Annotated in this window: 10 protein-coding genes; 1 reads left to right on the top strand and 9 read right to left on the bottom strand. The window is 46.2% G+C overall.

The genetic code is table 11. The features are described from left to right. Window positions 1-75: 75 nt before the first annotated feature. Window positions 76-2,514: a UvrD-helicase domain-containing protein gene (locus tag DWZ76_RS08890; RefSeq protein WP_118472462.1), complete on the bottom strand. Its 2,439-nt coding sequence runs from the start codon at window positions 2,512-2,514 to the stop codon at window positions 76-78. Between the two features lie 245 nt (window positions 2,515-2,759). Here DWZ76_RS08890 and DWZ76_RS08885 point away from each other — a divergent pair, with 245 nt between their 5' ends. Continuing rightward, a complete protein-coding gene (locus DWZ76_RS08885) occupies window positions 2,760-3,374 on the top strand; it encodes a DUF1836 domain-containing protein (RefSeq protein WP_022359749.1) in 615 nt (204 codons plus the stop codon). A 280-nt stretch (window positions 3,375-3,654) separates the two neighbouring features. Here the strand turns inward: DWZ76_RS08885 and DWZ76_RS08880 are convergent, their stop codons facing one another. From DWZ76_RS08880 to DWZ76_RS08845, 8 genes are all read right to left on the bottom strand, one after another. Then, window positions 3,655-3,969: a YerC/YecD family TrpR-related protein gene (locus DWZ76_RS08880; protein WP_022359748.1), complete on the bottom strand. Its 315-nt coding sequence runs from the start codon at window positions 3,967-3,969 to the stop codon at window positions 3,655-3,657. Between the two features lie 168 nt (window positions 3,970-4,137). Next, window positions 4,138-4,962 (bottom strand): Cof-type HAD-IIB family hydrolase, encoded by an 825-nt coding sequence (locus tag DWZ76_RS08875; RefSeq protein WP_107001580.1) that lies wholly within the window; start codon window positions 4,960-4,962, stop codon window positions 4,138-4,140. Window positions 4,963-5,101: 139 nt separating this feature from the next. After that, window positions 5,102-8,050: a response regulator gene (locus DWZ76_RS08870; protein WP_118472461.1), complete on the bottom strand. Its 2,949-nt coding sequence runs from the start codon at window positions 8,048-8,050 to the stop codon at window positions 5,102-5,104. Window positions 8,051-8,055: 5 nt separating this feature from the next. After that, window positions 8,056-9,906, bottom strand: coding sequence for an ABC transporter substrate-binding protein (locus DWZ76_RS08865; protein ID WP_118472460.1), 1,851 nt, complete (start codon window positions 9,904-9,906; stop codon window positions 8,056-8,058). After that, a complete protein-coding gene (locus DWZ76_RS08860; RefSeq protein WP_347560920.1) occupies window positions 9,890-11,959 on the bottom strand; it encodes an ATP-binding protein in 2,070 nt (689 codons plus the stop codon). The genes DWZ76_RS08865 and DWZ76_RS08860 overlap by 17 nt, the downstream gene beginning before the upstream one ends. Window positions 11,960-12,074: 115 nt before the next feature. Beyond that, window positions 12,075-12,890 carry an ABC transporter substrate-binding protein gene (locus tag DWZ76_RS08855; RefSeq protein WP_118472459.1) on the bottom strand — a complete coding sequence of 272 codons (816 nt, stop codon included), beginning with the start codon at window positions 12,888-12,890 and terminating at the stop codon, window positions 12,075-12,077. A gap of 360 nt (window positions 12,891-13,250) precedes the next feature. After that, the gene (gene ppdK, locus DWZ76_RS08850) at window positions 13,251-15,884 is read right to left on the bottom strand and encodes a pyruvate, phosphate dikinase (protein ID WP_118472458.1); all 2,634 of its coding nucleotides are present in this window, start codon (window positions 15,882-15,884) and stop codon (window positions 13,251-13,253) included. A gap of 334 nt (window positions 15,885-16,218) precedes the next feature. Next, on the bottom strand, window positions 16,219-17,607 hold the full coding sequence (locus tag DWZ76_RS08845; protein ID WP_107001585.1) for a glycine--tRNA ligase: 1,389 nt from the start codon (window positions 17,605-17,607) through the stop codon (window positions 16,219-16,221). Between the last annotated feature and the right edge of the window lie 7 nt (window positions 17,608-17,614).

The raw sequence follows: 17,614 nt of genomic DNA, 5'->3' as shown, positions 1-17,614 counted from the left end.
TATTGGATCTGGCGAAAATGTTTTAATACGGCATTACTGTTTTCGCATACGTGTACAGTAACAATACGGCACGGTCTAACATTTCACCAGTTTTGCAAATGAAGCAAACATTTTTTTCACGCCCACGCGGTCAAAATTAACCGTCACCTCAAAATCCTTGCCGCCGTCCGCGATCTTCTGCACCGTTCCCTCGCCAAATTTGAGGTGGCGGACTCGGTCGCCCTCGCCGTAGGAAAGATGGTCGGCCTTCTGGACCGTAAATGCCTTGCCAAATGACGGTGCCGGGCTGGCTGGACGGCTGCTGGAACTATAAGCGCTCTTATATGGATCCAGCGTGCGGCCAGAACCAGCACTTCCGGAACCATTCACACCGCCCCAGCCGCTCATCCGGGCTGCGCCGCGCTCCCAGGCGGCATCGTTCTCTGAAAGAGGGTGTTTTCCAGACATTCCGCCAATCCGCACCCGATCGCCGTCTCCCGCGCCAGATACACCAAAGCTGCCCGTTGTCCAGCCAGAAGTCCCCGAATCTTCAAATCCGCGTCCGCCCCGGCTCATACCGGCAGCCCGTTCAAAGACGGTCGGCTGATCTTCCTCGTCCAGAAGCTGCGGCGGAATCTCCTCGATGAAGCGGCTGACCTTCGCAAACCGCGTTTCTCCATTGACCATGCGCTGTCTCGCCGCCGTCAGCGTCAGTTCTTTCTCCGCACGGGTGATTCCGACATAGCAGAGACGCCGTTCTTCTTCGATGGCGTCCTTATCATCCGAAAAGATGGACATGCTGCTCGGAAACAGCCCGTCCTCCATGCCGCTTAAATAGACATACGGAAATTCCAGACCTTTTGCGCCGTGCAAAGTCATCAGGACAATCCTGTTTTCGGATTCGTCCAGGCTATCTACATCCGCTACCAGCGCAACCTCCTCCAAAAATCCGTCCAGCGTCGGTTCCTCCGCCGTGCTCATATAGCCGGTCGCCTTATTAACCAGCTCTTCCACGTTCTGCAGACGTGTTTCTCCCTCGATCTCGCCTTCCGCCTCCAGATCCTTCTTATATCCCGTCTCTTCCAGAATCGCCTCGATAAGTTCCGGGATCGAAAGGGCCGAAAGCCGCGACCGGAAGTTTTCGATCTGCTCCGTAAACTTCTCGATCTTATCCGCCGCCTTGCCGATCGTCGGCACGCCGCGCACGCGCAGCAGTGCATCATAAAAGCTCATGCCATTGGCAGACGCATAGATCGTCACTTTTCCGATCGAGGTCGCACCGATGCCGCGCTTCGGCACATTGATAACACGCTGAACCGCCAGATCATCGCGCCCATTCGCAATCGTCTTTAAATAGCAGAGAATATCCTTGATTTCCTTGCGCTGATAGAAATTGACGCCACCGACCAGCCGGTACGGAATGCTGTAATAAATACATTTTTCCTCCAGAAGACGCGACTGTGCATTGGTACGGTACAGCACGGCAAAATCCGAATATTCCGCATTTTTCTCTTCTTTCTCACGCTCAATATCACAGATAATGGCGTCTGCCTCCTCGTATGCCGTGTCATACTGACGGAAGCGCACCTTCGGTCCCTCGTCATTCGCCGTCCACAGCGTCTTGTCCTTTCTGCCGCGGTTGTGGCGGATCACCTCATTTGCCGCGTTCAGGATGCTCTGGGTGGAACGGTAGTTCTGCTCCAGCTTGATAACGCGTGCGCCCGGAAATGCTTTCTCAAAACTTAAAATATTTTCGATATTTGCCCCGCGGAATTTGTAGATCGACTGATCATCATCACCGACCACACAGATATTTCTGTACTTCTTTGCCAGCAGATCGACCAGCTTAAACTGTACAAGGTTCGTGTCCTGGTACTCGTCCACCATGATATACCGGAATTTATCCTGATAATATTCCAGCACATCCGCGTTTGCCTCGAAAAGTTCTACCGTTTTCACCAGCAGATCGTCAAAATCCAGAGCATTATTCTTCTTGAGTTCTTTCTGGTATTCCCGGTAAATCTGAGCAATCTTTTTCTCCCGGAAGTCCGCTCCCGCCTGCTGCTCAAACTCATCCGCCGTGATCCGGTCATTTTTCGCCGCAGAAATCCGTGACAGCACCGCCCGCTCCTTAAACTGCTTCGGATCCGCCTGCATTTTCTTGAGCACCTGCTTCATCAGCGTTTTCTGGTCGTCGCCGTCATAGATAGTAAAATTCGAGTCATATCCCAGACGGTCGATAAATCGGCGCAAAATCCGAACGCAGCTCGAATGGAACGTGCTGACCCAGATCGCCTCCGCGCCTTCCCCCACAATCTTATCCACACGCTCGCGCATCTCCGCCGCCGCTTTATTGGTAAATGTGATCGCCATGATATTCCACGGCTCCACCCGTTTTTCCTCGATTAAATACGCAATCCGGTGTGTCAGGACGCGCGTCTTTCCTGAACCGGCGCCTGCCAGAACCAGGAGTGGTCCCTCCGTGTGAAAAACCGCCTCCCGCTGCATCGGGTTAAGTGTGTCGTATTTGCTCATATATGTTTCGTTCCCTTCTATCCTCTTATATAATCTATTTTTAATGACAAAAAGTATGTTCGAATACGCTCTAGTATAATCTATTTTCTCTTGGATGTCACGGAATTTTCATTGATTTTAAATTTCTCCTTGCTATCTGGTTTTCAAAACTATATAATATCACATAGAGAGTTCATGACAGCGGAAGCGCCAAAATCGCCTCCCTGTTTCGCAGCTTTCGAATTTCAACGCAGCGAGGTACATACATGAAATCGAACGAAGAACGCCTGCAGGATCTGCTGGCTTATGTTGATAGTCTGACCCGGGTGCATCCGTCGGAGATTCCCGGTATTGATTTATATATGGATCAGGTCACGACCTTCATGGACAGCCACCTGAACACTTCCAAATGGCTGGGCGAGGATAAGATCCTGACCAAAACCATGATCAATAACTATGCCAAAAATAACCTGCTGCCGCCGCCCGTCAAAAAACGCTACTCCAAGAATCATCTGCTGATGCTGATTCTGATTTATTATTTTAAAAATGTGATATCCTTTCGGGATATTGAGCAGCTCTTCTCGCCCATCAGCGAGCACCACTTTTCCCATGGTTCCAGCCCGGAATTAGAAGAGCTTTACAACGAAATCTTTTCGCTGGAAAAAGGGCAGCGCAAGCGCTTGCAGGAAGACGTCATGGCAAAATTTGACGCCGCCAGCCAGACATTCAAGGACTATGACTGTGAAGACCGCGAGTATTTACAGCTGTTCGCCTTTATCAGTGAGCTGGCGTTTGATGTCTATCTGAAAAAACAGATGATTGAAATCCTGGCGGAACAGCTCCGGCAGGAGACGCCAGTGAATCCGAAGAAGAAGAAATAGGCAGCACTTCCGCTGTACCGCCACACTCAAAAATAGGCTAAACAACAAAAATTTCAACCCATTGCACCATACACGATAAAAAAGACACTGGAATCACTTCCCCTTGTGGAAATTCTTTCAATGTCTTTTTTCTTTCATTTCTTTTTATCTTTCATTCAACCAGCTGCCAGCTCCTGGGACAATTCCACCCCAAGCCAAATTTGTCCATCTTTGGCAGGTTGGTTTGCTACACCTATGAAAGTACGCGCTTTATCTATCGTGCGTATATTCCTACTTCGTCTTACGCTTCCGTTTTCTCCGCCTCTTCCTGCTCTTTCACACGCGCAAATACCATATCATATCCGTCGCTTCCGTAATTTAAAGAACGGTTGACACGGCTGATCGTCGCTGTCGATGCGCCGGTCTTGTCCGCGATCTCCAGATATGTCTTCTTCTCGCGCAGCATCTTCGCTACTTCATATCTCTGGGAAAATGATAAAAGTTCATTAACTGTGCATACATCCTCGAAAAAGCTATAGCATTCGTCGGTATTTTTCAGTGTCAGAATCGCCTGGAACAGATGATCCACAGCTTCGGTTTTCAGTTTTTTATTCATAATGCAAGGCACCCCTTTTTAATATGTACTCCGAAAATATATTCATTTTTCCGTTTTTCTTATATTAACATATTAAAGTTTTAAAGTCTAGTATCTTGCCTATTTTTATGAATATTTTATTTTTCATCTGTTCACGCAATATACATTTATGCGAATCTGCCAAATCTTCTACAGCATAAACTTCTCCACCACATGAGCCACACCGTCGTCGTTGTTGGAATAGGTAATAAAGTCTGCAGCTTTCCGCACCGGAAGCACCGCATTCTCCATCGCTACACCTAATCCGGCATACTGAATCATCGTGAGGTCGTTGTAGCCGTCCCCACAGGCAATCATCTGCTCACGCGAAAGCCCGATGTGAGAAAGAAGGCGCTCTAACGACTGTGCTTTATCGATGCCCCTCGGAAGCACCTCCAGGAAAAACGGCTCCGAACGGTAAACGCTGAAATTCTTCCCCATCGCCGCCTTGACGCGCGGCTCGACCATCGCCAGGTAGTCTCCATCCTCCATCATCAGGTATTTCGGTACCGGATACGTGATCGCAGCTTCCATGTCGTCCACCTGTACTAACTCCATGCCGTTGATCCGCGCTTCCAACTTCGCATAGGGACTGTCACTCTGGTTCGTCAGAAGCTTTGCCCCCGCCTCATCGTAACTCAAAAGCCCCACCTGTTCCTCCTCGGCCAAGCGTATAATCTTCTGATTTGCCTCCTGCGGCAGGGAACGGCTGAATATGATCTCGCCGGTTTTGCAGTTCGTGATCCTGCCTCCATTAAACGACAGAATATAACTGCCGTATTTTGCCAGCTCCAGCTCTCTCGCAAGCGGCAGCACTCCCGGCGTCGGACGCCCGGACGCCAGAACAATCTTCTTTCCGCGCTCCTGAAGCTCCATCAGACGCTGCTTCGTCTTTGGCGTAATCACCTTATCTCTGTTTGTTAAGGTTCCGTCCAGATCCAGGACGATAATCTCATAACTATGTTTTTCGGTCATATTTACTCCACATTCAAATCATACATACTATTTTGTCAATTAGCAACATGCCACATTACTTAATGCAATCCCTTCTTAATTTCTCAAATGGTTAACTCATATACTTCCGTTACTTTTGCCATTGCTTCCTGTATCCCCTCTATGAAAGATTTTTTTGCAATGCATCAATTAATTCCTCTACAACAATTGGCTTGGATAGAAATCCATTCATACCGTATTCCAGCGCTTCCTTCCTGTCTTCATCAAAAGCATTGGCAGTCATGGCAAGAATAGTGATTCCCGCCTGTGCCGGATCATCCAGGGCACGAATCCGCTTTGTGGCCTCATACCCGTTCATGACAGGCATCTGCACATCCATCAACACAAGATCATAACCGCCTGGTTTTGATTTTTTTACTTTCTCTACTGCCTCTGCTCCATTTTCGGCAGTATCAACCAGAAAGCCATATTCATTCAGGAGCTCTACCGCAATTTCACGGTTCAGTTCATTGTCTTCCACAAGCAATATACATCTGCCCTTGAAATCTGAACCTGCTGCCGGGAGAATATTATCCTCTTGCTCAGCCTGCCTCTGACCGATAGCTATCATCAAGGTCTCTCTGATATCTGACATAAACATAGGTTTCGAACAGAATGCTGTAACCCCTGCCGCTCTGGCCTCCACTTCGATATCCGACCAGTCATAAGCCGTCAGGATAATGATTGGTGTATGGTCACCCAGACTGCGGATCTGGCGGGTCACTTCAATCCCGTTCATATCCGGCAGACGCCAGTCAATGATATACGCATGGAATGCATCCCCCAGTTCCATAGACTGCCGCGCCCGGAGAACAGCCTCCTTACCGGAAAGAGTCCATTCTGAACGCATTCCAATCTTGACAAGCATCTTTGTCACACTGTCACAGGTATTAAAATCATCATCTACCACCAATGCCTTAAGACCTTCCAGCTCTACGATCTTCTCTATGCGGTGATGCTCAGTCTGAATCCGAAATGGCAGACGGACAATAAATTCGGTACCTTTGCCCTGTTCTGTCTGAACCTCAATGGTTCCACCCATCATATTTACAATGTTCTTGGTGATCGCCATGCCAAGTCCTGTACCCTGAGTCTTGCTGACCGTGGAAGTCCGTTCCCTCTCAAAAGGAGAAAAGAGCTTCTGTACAAATTCCGGGCTCATACCGATTCCGTTATCCTTTACCCGGATCTCATACAGTTCACTGCCTTTTACCGTTCCCGGGAACTGCTTTAACCGGACAGAAACGGTTCCACCTGCAGGCGTAAACTTAATGGCATTGGACAAAAGATTCAACAGCATCTGATTCAGACGCGTCTTATCACAATAGACGTACTCATTCGTCACATCCATTGCATCCATATAAAGCTCCAGCTGCTTCGCATGAATCTGCCCACTGACGATGGTCTTCAGATCATGAAGCACTTCCGACAGGCTCACCTCTATTTCTTCCAGATGAATCTTTCCACTCTCGATACGGCTCATATCCAATATATCATTGATCAGGGAGAGCAGATGGTTACTGGACGAAAGGATCTTGCTTAGATAATCCCTGACTTTTTTCTGATTGTCAATGTTGCTTACAGCCAATGTTGTAAGGCCAATAATTGCATTCATGGGTGTCCGGATATCGTGGGACATATTGGAAAGGAACGTACTCTTTGCACGATTGGCAGTCTCCGCAGCACGGACTGCCTCAGAAAGTGCCTGATTCATTTTCCGGTCAGAGGTACGATCCGACATAACCAGAATAAATTTCTTTTTCCCGTTTACCTCACTGCCCATTGCAATATTATGAAACCAGCGTCGTTCTCCTGTTTTCAAATGAGCATATTCACAATCCCATTCCTTCTGTTCATTTACCTGAATTTCTTCCAGATAATTCGTTTCCGGATCTTGTGACTCTGTGAGATGCAGTTTTCCCAAAACACGAATATCTTTACGGATTTGTTCCACTGTAATACCCAGCAATTTTTCCGCATTCGGGCTGACATAATCTGCCTGTTGTCTTTTTGCATCCAGCATCAGAAAAACATCATTTACATTCATTGACAGCTTTTGAAACAATTCATCCCGGTACAGGATCTCCGTATCCTTTTTCCTAAGATTTCTCCTGTTTTTTTGCACAATAAGGCTAATTAAAAAGGCGGCAGCACAGAGCACAACTGCACCTACAAGAAGAATCGTACTATACTGCAGACTGTTCATACTGGCATTCACAATATCCACCTGAACAAGTCCCAGAAACATCCAGTCCTGAATATCTGATTTTTCATAGACCAGATAGTAGCTTCTTCCATCAAGCTTTACCATTCCCGCATCGCTACGCCCTTCTTTAAACTTTTCCGAAAGCTCATTGATCTCTCTTTCAGGCATCTCCGAATGCTCTCTCAGAACGGCGAAGAAATTATACACTCTCCCCCATGACTCGGAAGAATGATCCACCACAACACGACCATCCTGATGAACCACATAACTCTGGGCATTTCCGTCGAAAGCAGAGATGTCCAGTACATTTACGATATCAGAATTCTCATAGGCAATGGCAATCGCATCATATTCAAATCCCTGATAGCTTCCATAGACCTTGGGAGTTGCAAAAACAAGCAGCTGGGCTTTTCCAGGAACTGCTGCATTTGTTATCACATCACTTCCCTGCCGGAGCTCCTCTTCCATATTCCCCTGTAATCCAAGATACCCTGTTTCACCTGTTACCTTCTTATAGTTTCCGTCAGCTGACAGAAAAAAGAATTCTAAAAATCCGGCATCTTCCTGTGCTTTCTCTATATATTCACGAATTTTGTCTTCATTAGAGATGTTCTGCAGATTCTCTCCCCAGATATGAAGATAGGTCAGATTCTTGTCTGTCAGTTCCCGCAGCATATTATCAGACTGATGAAAAATCTCTGTCAGATGAGACACACTTTCCTCATATACCGTTTTCGACACAAATTCAAAATATCGGAAAACCGTCAATACGATTCCAAGCAAAATAGCTATAAAAACAGCTGCCTTGAATTGTTTGCTATTGACAAGCTTCTTTTTGTCTGTATTATGATTCTTAATATCCATTTTTCTCACCTCAGAGCCATATAGTCTTCATGCTCTGCAAGAACGGCATCACCATCTGAAATATATCCTATCCAGGTATCCTTCACAGAAGTATCTCTTATATCAAACACAATATTATCATCTACCGGATAATTCTCCATGTATTTAGGTGTCGTCAGGCAGGTTACCGTGAACATCTCTTTGTCCTGAACTTTCTTTCCATCCTTCGTAACTCTGTTCAATGTATAACCATTATCCGTTTCCCGGAGCTCCACAGAAATACCACTGAACACAGGGAGAGAACCTCGGTTAAAGGGAATAAAGCCTCCCTCATAGCCTTCCACAAAATTTCTGACAGTCTCCTTCAGTTCCGCCCCACTCATCTTACTGCTGTAAGCTGAAAGACCATTGGGCATGATCATGTCACCCGCCATTTTTTCTGTGTAACCGGCTTTCAGCACGTTTCCAGTAAAGCTGTTTCCAGTGGTGATCAGCACATCCGTATCATAAATGCCGCGCAGAGTGTTTGCCATAACCGAATAAGCCGCATTACCTCCACTGGTATGGAAACGATTGGAATATGATTTCTGTGAATCTAACAGGATATCCTCAGAGATAGTCTGCTCATTCAAAAGCTGGGTGTTAAAGGACTGATAAGCCTGCTCTGCATCGTATTCTCCTGCAATCATCTTAGATACCACATCCTTGGAAACAGCGAAAAAATCATTTGACGCAATACGGATATACATATGATTTTCTTCAATCACAGGTTTCACATCTTTCAGATATTCTGTAAGATGGATATCCACATCCTGGCTGTAGCTTAAGAGATCCTGACCATCATAAAGGATCTGTTTCTGTGCATTCTCAGAAAGCATCGTGTTCAATACCTTCATGGCTTTCTGCCGTCGTGTTTCATCCTGTGCCAGGTCACGGTTTAAAGCCACCTGAAAATAGGGTGTAGTCATCAGCCATTTTTCGCCGTTTTCTTGAAAGAATGGCAGAAATATTGTTTGAATGCCCTGATCCTGAAACATTTTTACACCGGAAGAGCTTCCAAAGTACATGGCAAGCTTCCCATTTTGATACATTTCTACTATATCATCATAATTCAAATCCAGATCGTCCTGACTCAGACCGATATCCCGGATGAACTGTTCCATACGTTCAAAAGCCGCCGGCCAGACGGTGCTGTCCAGACCTTCTCTCTTTGTATTATCCGGGTCACTGTAGGTCGTCCGCCACTTGCGTCCGTCTACAGAAGACAACTCTGATGCTGACAGCCCCTGCAGTGTCTCCATACAGGTATAATCATAAAAATAGTCTGCTGTAAACCCACGGATTCCCTCATCGTCAAATGCCTGACAGGCAGAGACGAAGCTGTCATAATCGGTTGGCAGCGGAATATCGTACTCTTCAAAAAGATCCTTGTTCACTACAAAGCCATGGGCATCTGCGCACACTGGAAGCCAGTTTACGCTGCCATCCTCATTCCTAAAATTGTTTAGATATGTATCATAGACAGCACCAGCCGCATTGGTTGTAGAAAGATCCATCAGACTATCTTTCAGAGGACTTGCATCATGCAGTGAAAAACGACAGCAGGTTATAATATCCGGCAATCCTTCATTTTCATCCAGAAATCTGTAAAAATCCAGATCATTATTTCCTACTACAAATTCAACATTGATATCCGGAAGCTGCTTCTGAATATAGGGTGCGTATTTTTCATACAGTTTTGTACTCCATAAATACACCGTGATGGTTTCTGCATCTTCTTTTTCTGCACGCTTCCCGCCACAGCCTGACAAAAGAGATATAGCAGTCACCATCACCAGAAGCACAGCAAGTAACTTATTTCTATTTTTCTTTTTCATTACGAATCCCCCTAAAACTGCGTTCCTCTAGTTCATAAATTACCTTTACCAGTAATTTTTCATCAACAGGCTTAGAAATATGTTCATCCATCCCTGCTTCTTTTGCTTTTATTCTGTCCTCCGCGAACGCATTTGCTGTCATTGCAATGATCGGTATCACCTTAGCATCTTTTCTATCCATGGAACGAATCGTCTTTGCTGCTTCATAACCATTCATAACCGGCATCATGATATCCATAAGAATCGCATCAAATTCACCGGGTTCACTTTTTTTGAATCGTTCAACGGCTTCCTGCCCATTCCATGCCTTAGTCACGACAGCACCTTCATTCTGAAGCACAAATTCAGCAATTTCCATGTTCAGCTCATTATCTTCTGCCAGAAGAATATGCAGTCCCTTTATAGGTTTTCCATCTGATACATCTTTCTTTTCTTCCCGTTTATCCGAATTCAGATCGATTTTAAATGGAATCCGGATCACAAAGGTAGTCCCTGCACCGTTTTCACTTTCAAAGGTAATGGTTCCACCCATTGTCTCAATCAACTTCTTTGCAATCGGCATTCCCAGGCCTGTTCCGGCAAATTTTGTACGGCTTCCTGCATGTTCCTGGGCAAACGGTTCAAAAATATGTTTCTGAAACTCATCTGTCATTCCGATTCCTGTATCCCGGCAGACAAATTCTATCGTTGTCATCTCTGGCTGTCCGGATGGAATCTCCCGGCAGCTAATATAGATATGTCCGTTTTTTCTGTTATATTTCACCGCATTCGACAGTATATTCATCATCACACGTTTCACATATCCTGGACTTCCAATAAGCTTCCGATGTGTGATTTCTTTCTTCTCCCACACGATCCGGATATTCTGTTCTGCCGCCATCTGCTCGATCACAACAAGTACTTCCCTGGAAATACGGCTCAGATCAAACGGAATTTCTTCCAAAATCACTTCGCCCGACTCCAGCTTACTCATATCCAGGACATCGTTTACCAGTTCCAGCAACAAATTGGATGCCTCTTTCACCTTTGTTCTGTATTCTGTCTGTTTCTCCATATCATCTGCACAATGATCTGCCATATTGACCAAACCGCAGATTCCATTAATCGGAGTCCGGATATCATGGCTCATCCTTTGGAGGAATTCCGTTTTCGCCCTATTGGCGGCTTCCGCCTTTTTTGCAGCTATCAGAAGTTCTGCTTTATATTTTTCATCCTTTTCCCGTTCTTGTTTCTCATGTTCCAGATTGGTTCTGGAGATACAGAACCAGAATATACCAAATATCAGAAAATATAGAAAAATAACACTTATCATCCTTAATAGAAGATTATGAAATACTTCTCGATCCGCAAGATATGCATAAATATAATAATCCCGCTGCTTCAGCATGATTCCGTAGCATCCGGTTCCTTCATTCTTCAAATGAAAAATATGCTGGCTGTCTGTATGGCTTTTCATTGCCTGAACAACCTCATTGTCGGCCGTATTCTGCCCCAACAGGCTCTCATCGTTACTGGCAACAACGAGCCCATCGTCTGCAACAATAATTGTTCCATCTTTCTGGACACTATAGCCATTTAAAAGCCCCTGTATTGTCAAAGTATAGTTTCTGGTAAATTCAGGAGATGTGTAATAGTAAATTGCCACAATACCCGGTGCGTCTTTTCTGGCGCAGGCTGCAATGTCGATCCGGGACCCGTCTTCCCTGGCAAACCGTTCCGAATAGCTTCTTTCTTCATATCCGGCAAAATCCATGATAATTTCTTTTTGCAGATACTTCGTAATCTCATCCGTCAGAGACTCGTTCATGCTGTACTCACAGACCACCTTTCCTTCTGCATCAAGTACAAGGATACCATTCACCCAGAGCGTCTGCAGATTATCCTTCAGAAACTCCCGGCTTAACTGACCGCCGTTTTCTGTTTCCATGTTAATATTGGTACTCATCTGTCTGGCACTTTCAATGGCACGGAGGAGACTTTTGGATTCCGAAGATTCATTATAATGGGTGTAGGTGGAGCACTGCACTTTCACATAGTTTACGATCTCTACCATTCTTTCTTCTGCTTCCGCTTTTTCCGTGTGGAAGAAATAAAATAGAGAGACTACAGCCACACAGATTCCAAGCAAAATACCAATTGTTTTAATCTGTTTTTCCTTCGTTCTTCTCTTAATATCCAAGATTATCCACCTCCAGATACTTCTCCGGATCATCCAGATATTTTTCAATGATTTTCAGGGATGTGCCATCCTGACGCATTTCCTCCAGAATCTGATCCATCTGTTCACAGATTCCCCGCTCATCCTCTTTTGCAAAAGCAACCCCTATTCCGGTGATCATCAGCGGTTCTTCCAGGATACGAAAGCTTATGTCATCATCCTTCATATACTGGACAATCGATTCCTCATGTGCGGCAGCTGCATCCACATATCCTTTCCCCAGAAATGTATAGATCAGTTCCCGGTGTCCCAGGCTGATCAGATTTCCCAGTTTTGGGATTCTCTCATCCGTCCGGTTCAGAAAGATGCCCTCCGGTTTGGTTGTGGACTGGACAGCCAGATTTTTCCCCTCCAGGTCACTCAGTTTATAGATGTCACTGCTCTCATTTACAGCAACCACCTGACGGCTTGCTATATACGGTCCGGCCCAGCGGTAATCATCCAGACGTCCTTCCATGGAAAAACAGCCCATGATGCAATCTATCTCTCCACTCTCCACCAGCTCTTTCTTCTTCTCCCAGTTAATCTGGACAACCTCCACCCGATAGCCCATTCTTCTGAAGGCTTCTGTAGCCAGTTCTACATCGATTCCTGTCGGCACACCATCTTCATTCAGATAATTGTATGGTGGATAGTTGTCGCTTCCTAGTGTGATGACGGGTTTTTCCGTTTCTTTTTTATTCTCATCTGTATTTTTGCACCCTGCCAGGATGACTGCTAAGATTCCAACAAGCAGAATACCTGCGATCACTCTTTTTCCTTTCATTTTCCTTCCATCCCTGTTATTCTTTTCTATTTTTTCACATCTTATTTCCGGCTATTTATTACGATTCAGTGGCCTGCGCTTCGGTGCCCCCCACACATAAGACTTAATTTCCTATATGATCAAAAAAAGCTCCATGTAAAAAATTTACAGGAACTTTATCTATAATACCCACTTAACTCTTACCTTATATTCTTACACTTTCGATTATAGCATTCAAAATATACCATGTCCATAAAAATTGCCATCATACATGTTTTTTTTCATAAACAGCCGCCGGTTATTTATACAAAAGAACCCCCTTACTTTCGTAAGGGAGTCCTTATCTACCCATTTATTCTATTTAAGGTTTCCTTTAAATAATTATTTCTCAGCGATTGCAGCCTGAGCAGCAGCCAGACGAGCGATCGGCACACGGAACGGTGAGCAGGATACATAGTCAAGACCAATCTTGTGGCAGAACTCTACGGAAGACGGGTCGCCGCCGTGCTCGCCGCAGATACCTACATGAAGGGTCGGGCGCTCTGCTTTACCTAACTTGATCGCCATCTCCATGAGCTTACCTACGCCAGTCTGATCCAGTTTTGCGAATGGATCGCTCTCGAAGATCTTCTTATCATAGTAAGCATTCAGGAACTTGCCTGCATCATCACGGGAGAAGCCGTAGGTCATCTGAGTTAAGTCGTTTGTACCGAAGCAGAAGAATTCAGCCTCTTTTGCGATGTCGTCAGCGGTCAGAGCTGCACGCGGGATCTCGATCATGGTACCTACTTCGTACTTCAGATCAACGCCTGCTGCTGCGATCTCCTCGTCAGCGGTCTTCGCAACGATATCTTTTACATATTTTAACTCTTTCGCATCGCAAGCGAGCGGAATCATGATCTCCGGTTTTACGGACCAGTCAGCGTGAGCTTTCTGTACGTTGATAGCTGCACGGATAACTGCCTTGGTCTGCATAACTGCGATCTCCGGATAGGTAACTGCCAGACGAAGTCCACGGTGACCCATCATCGGGTTGAACTCATGCAGGGAAGCGATGATGTTCTTGATAGTCTCAACCGGTTTGCCCTGAGCGTCAGCCAGTTTCTTGATGTCATCTTCCTCAGTCGGAACAAACTCATGCAGCGGCGGATCCAGGAAACGGATGGTTACCGGGTTGCCCTCCAGAGCCTCGAATAAGCCTTCGAAATCGCCCTGCTGATACGGAAGGATCTTATCCAGAGCTGCTTCTCTCTCTTCTACAGTGTCAGCACAGATCATCTCACGGAAAGCAGCGATTCTGTCTTCCTCGAAGAACATATGCTCAGTACGGCAAAGACCGATACCTTCTGCGCCAAGCTCTCTAGCTTTCTTCGCATCTGCCGGTGTATCAGCGTTGGTACGAACTTTCAGTCTTCTGAACTTGTCAGCCCATGCCATAACGCGGCCGAATGTACCAGCGATGGTAGCGTCTACGGTCTTGATCTCGCCCTCGTAAATATTACCGGTTGTACCATCAATGGAGATGAAGTCTCCCTCATTGAACTCTTTACCAGCTAATGTGAATTTCTTATTTTCTTCATCCATAGCGATGTCGCCGCATCCGGATACACAGCAGGTACCCATACCACGGGCAACTACGGCTGCGTGAGAGGTCATACCACCACGAACGGTTAAGATACCCTGAGCAACCTTCATACCGGTAATGTCTTCCGGAGAGGTCTCAAGACGAACTAAGACAACCTTCTCGCCCTTTTCAGCCCATTTCTCAGCATCCTCTGCAGTGAATACAACTTTACCGCAAGCAGCACCCGGAGAAGCACCTAAGCCTTTTCCAAGCGGAGTAGCTGCCTTTAATGCAGCAGCGTCAAACTGCGGATGCAGCAGTGTATCGAGGTTACGCGGGTCGATCATAGCGACTGCTTCTTCCTCTGTCTTATGTCCTTCATCTACCAGGTCGCAAGCGATCTGCAGAGCTGCCTGAGCAGTTCTCTTACCGTTACGGCACTGTAACATATAAAGTTTACGGTTCTCTACAGTAAACTCCATATCCTGCATATCATGGTAGTGGTTCTCAAGCACATCGCAAACCTTGATGAAATCTGCATATGCCTCCGGGAACTCCTGCTCCATCTGAGCGATCGGCATCGGAGTACGAACACCAGCAACTACGTCCTCGCCCTGTGCGTTCTTTAAGAACTCGCCCATCAGCTTCTTCTCGCCGGTTGCCGGGTCACGGGTAAATGCAACACCTGTACCGGACTCATCGTTTAAGTTACCGAATACCATCGGCATTACGTTTACTGCAGTACCCCAGGAATACGGAATATCATTATCTCTTCTGTATACGTTCGCACGTGGGTTGTCCCAGGAACGGAATACAGCTTCGATTGCTAATTTTAACTGAACAACCGGGTCAGACGGGAAGTCCTCACCTAACTGTTTTTTGTACTCAGCCTTGAACTGCTCAGCCAGAGTCTTTAAGTCAGCAGCAGTCAGTTCGATATCGTACTGAACACCCTTCTCTTCTTTCATCTTGTCGATGAGCTGCTCGAAGTATTTCTTACCAACTTCCATAACGACATCCGAGAACATCTGGATGAAACGTCTGTAGGAGTCATATACAAATCGCTCAAATTTCGGGTCCGGGTTGCCTGCGATCATCGCTGCAACTACCTCGTCATTTAAACCAAGGTTTAAGATGGTATCCATCATACCTGGCATGGATGCTCTCGCACCGGAACGAACCGATACTAACAGTGGGTTCTTCAGATCGCCAAATTTCTTTCCATTGAGCTCTTCCATCTTCTTAACGCCTTCCATGGTCTGTGCCATGATCTCGTCGTTAATCTTGCGACCATCTTCGTAATACTGGGTACAAGCCTCAGTTGTGATTGTAAATCCCTGTGGAACCGGCAGACCGATGCTTGTCATCTCCGCCAGGTTCGCTCCCTTTCCTCCCAGCAGGTTACGCATGGTCATGTCGCCCTCGCTAAACATATAAACCCATTTTGCCATAAGTATTTTCCTCCTATACTCGTTTATGTTTTACATTCACATATTTGTATTTATGTGAAAGATAAAAGCCATCGTGAATATTATAACATAAACTGCGGTCTAGTAAAGAGTTTTTTTGAATTCTTTCCAACTTTTTTTCGATCAATATATATTTTTTTGTAATTTTCGCGAATATTAAATGAGATGACTATCCAGAACAGTGCCTAATCTTCCCCAAAATAAATTTCGTTCTTTGCAAAATGCCAAAAATGTCACAAGCCCTCTCTAACACAAAAAGCAGAAACCATCTCCTGTTTTCTGGAATATGGTTTCTGCTTTTTTGTTTATTTAAAGATTAGAAACGGAACTTATCCTCAAAGTAGTTCTTTAACTCGGCGATCGGCACACGTACCTGCTCCATGGTATCACGGTCACGGACGGTAACAGCCTGGTCGGTCTCCGACTCGAAGTCGTAAGTGATGCAGAACGGAGTACCGATCTCATCCTGACGGCGGTAACGCTTACCAATGTTTCCTCTGTCGTCGAACTCGCAGTTGTAGTACTTGGAAAGCTCTGCGTAGATCTTCTCTGCTCCCTCGTTAAGCTTCTTGGACAGCGGAAGCACACCGATCTTAACCGGTGCAATCGCCGGATGGAAGTGAAGAACGGTTCTCACATCGCCCTCTCCGATCTCTTCCTCATCGTATGCAGCACACAGGAATGCCAGGGTTACACGGTCAGCACCCAGTGACGGCTCAATCACATACGGGATGTATTTCTCCTTCTTCTCATCGTCAAAGTAGGTCATATCCTGACCGGAGGTGTTCTGATGCTGGGTCAGATCGTAATCGGTACGGTCTGCGATACCCCACAGCTCGCCCCATCCGAACGGGAACAGAAATTCCAGATCGGTCGTCGCCTTGCTGTAGAAGCACAGCTCTTCCGGAGAATGGTCGCGCGCGCGCATCTCATCCGGCTTGATGCCAAGTGTCTGCAGCCAGTCGATGCAGTGCTGTTTCCAGTATGCAAACCACTCAAGGTCGGTTCCCGGTTCACAGAAGAACTCCAGCTCCATCTGCTCGAACTCTCTGGTACGGAAAGTAAAGTTACCCGGTGTGATCTCGTTACGGAAAGATTTACCGATCTGACCGATACCAAACGGGATCTTCTTGCGGGAGGTTCTCTGTACGTTCTTGAAGTTTACAAAGATACCCTGTGCAGTCTCCGGACGCAGATATACGGTGTTTTTTGCATCCTCGGTAACTCCCTGGAAAGTCTTGAACATCAGGTTAAACTGACGAATGTCAGTGAAATCATGCTTGCCGCAGCTCGGACAGCAGATGTTATTGTCATCAATGTACTGTTTCATCTGCTCCTGGGACCAGCCGTCTACAGAACCCTCGATCTCGATGTTGTGCTCTGCCATATAGTCCTCGATGAGCTTATCTGCACGGAAACGCTCTTTACAGCTCTTGCAGTCCATCAGCGGGTCAGAGAAGCCGCCCAGATGTCCGGATGCCACCCATGTCTGGGAGTTCATGAGAATCGCACAGTCTACACCTACGTTGTACGGGCTTTCCTGAATAAATTTCTGCCACCATGCACGTTTTACATTGTTTTTCAGTTCTACGCCCAGATTGCCGTAGTCCCATGTATTGGCAAGGCCGCCGTAAATCTCAGAACCCGGATATACAAATCCTCTTGATTTTGCGAGCGCCACGATTTTGTCCATCGTCTTTTCCATTTGTCTT

Source organism: Clostridium sp. AF35-15, from assembly GCF_003477745.1.
In the GTDB taxonomy this organism is placed as follows: domain Bacteria; phylum Bacillota; class Clostridia; order Lachnospirales; family Lachnospiraceae; genus Otoolea; species Otoolea fessa.
This window is presented reverse-complemented; position numbering and strand designations above follow the sequence as displayed.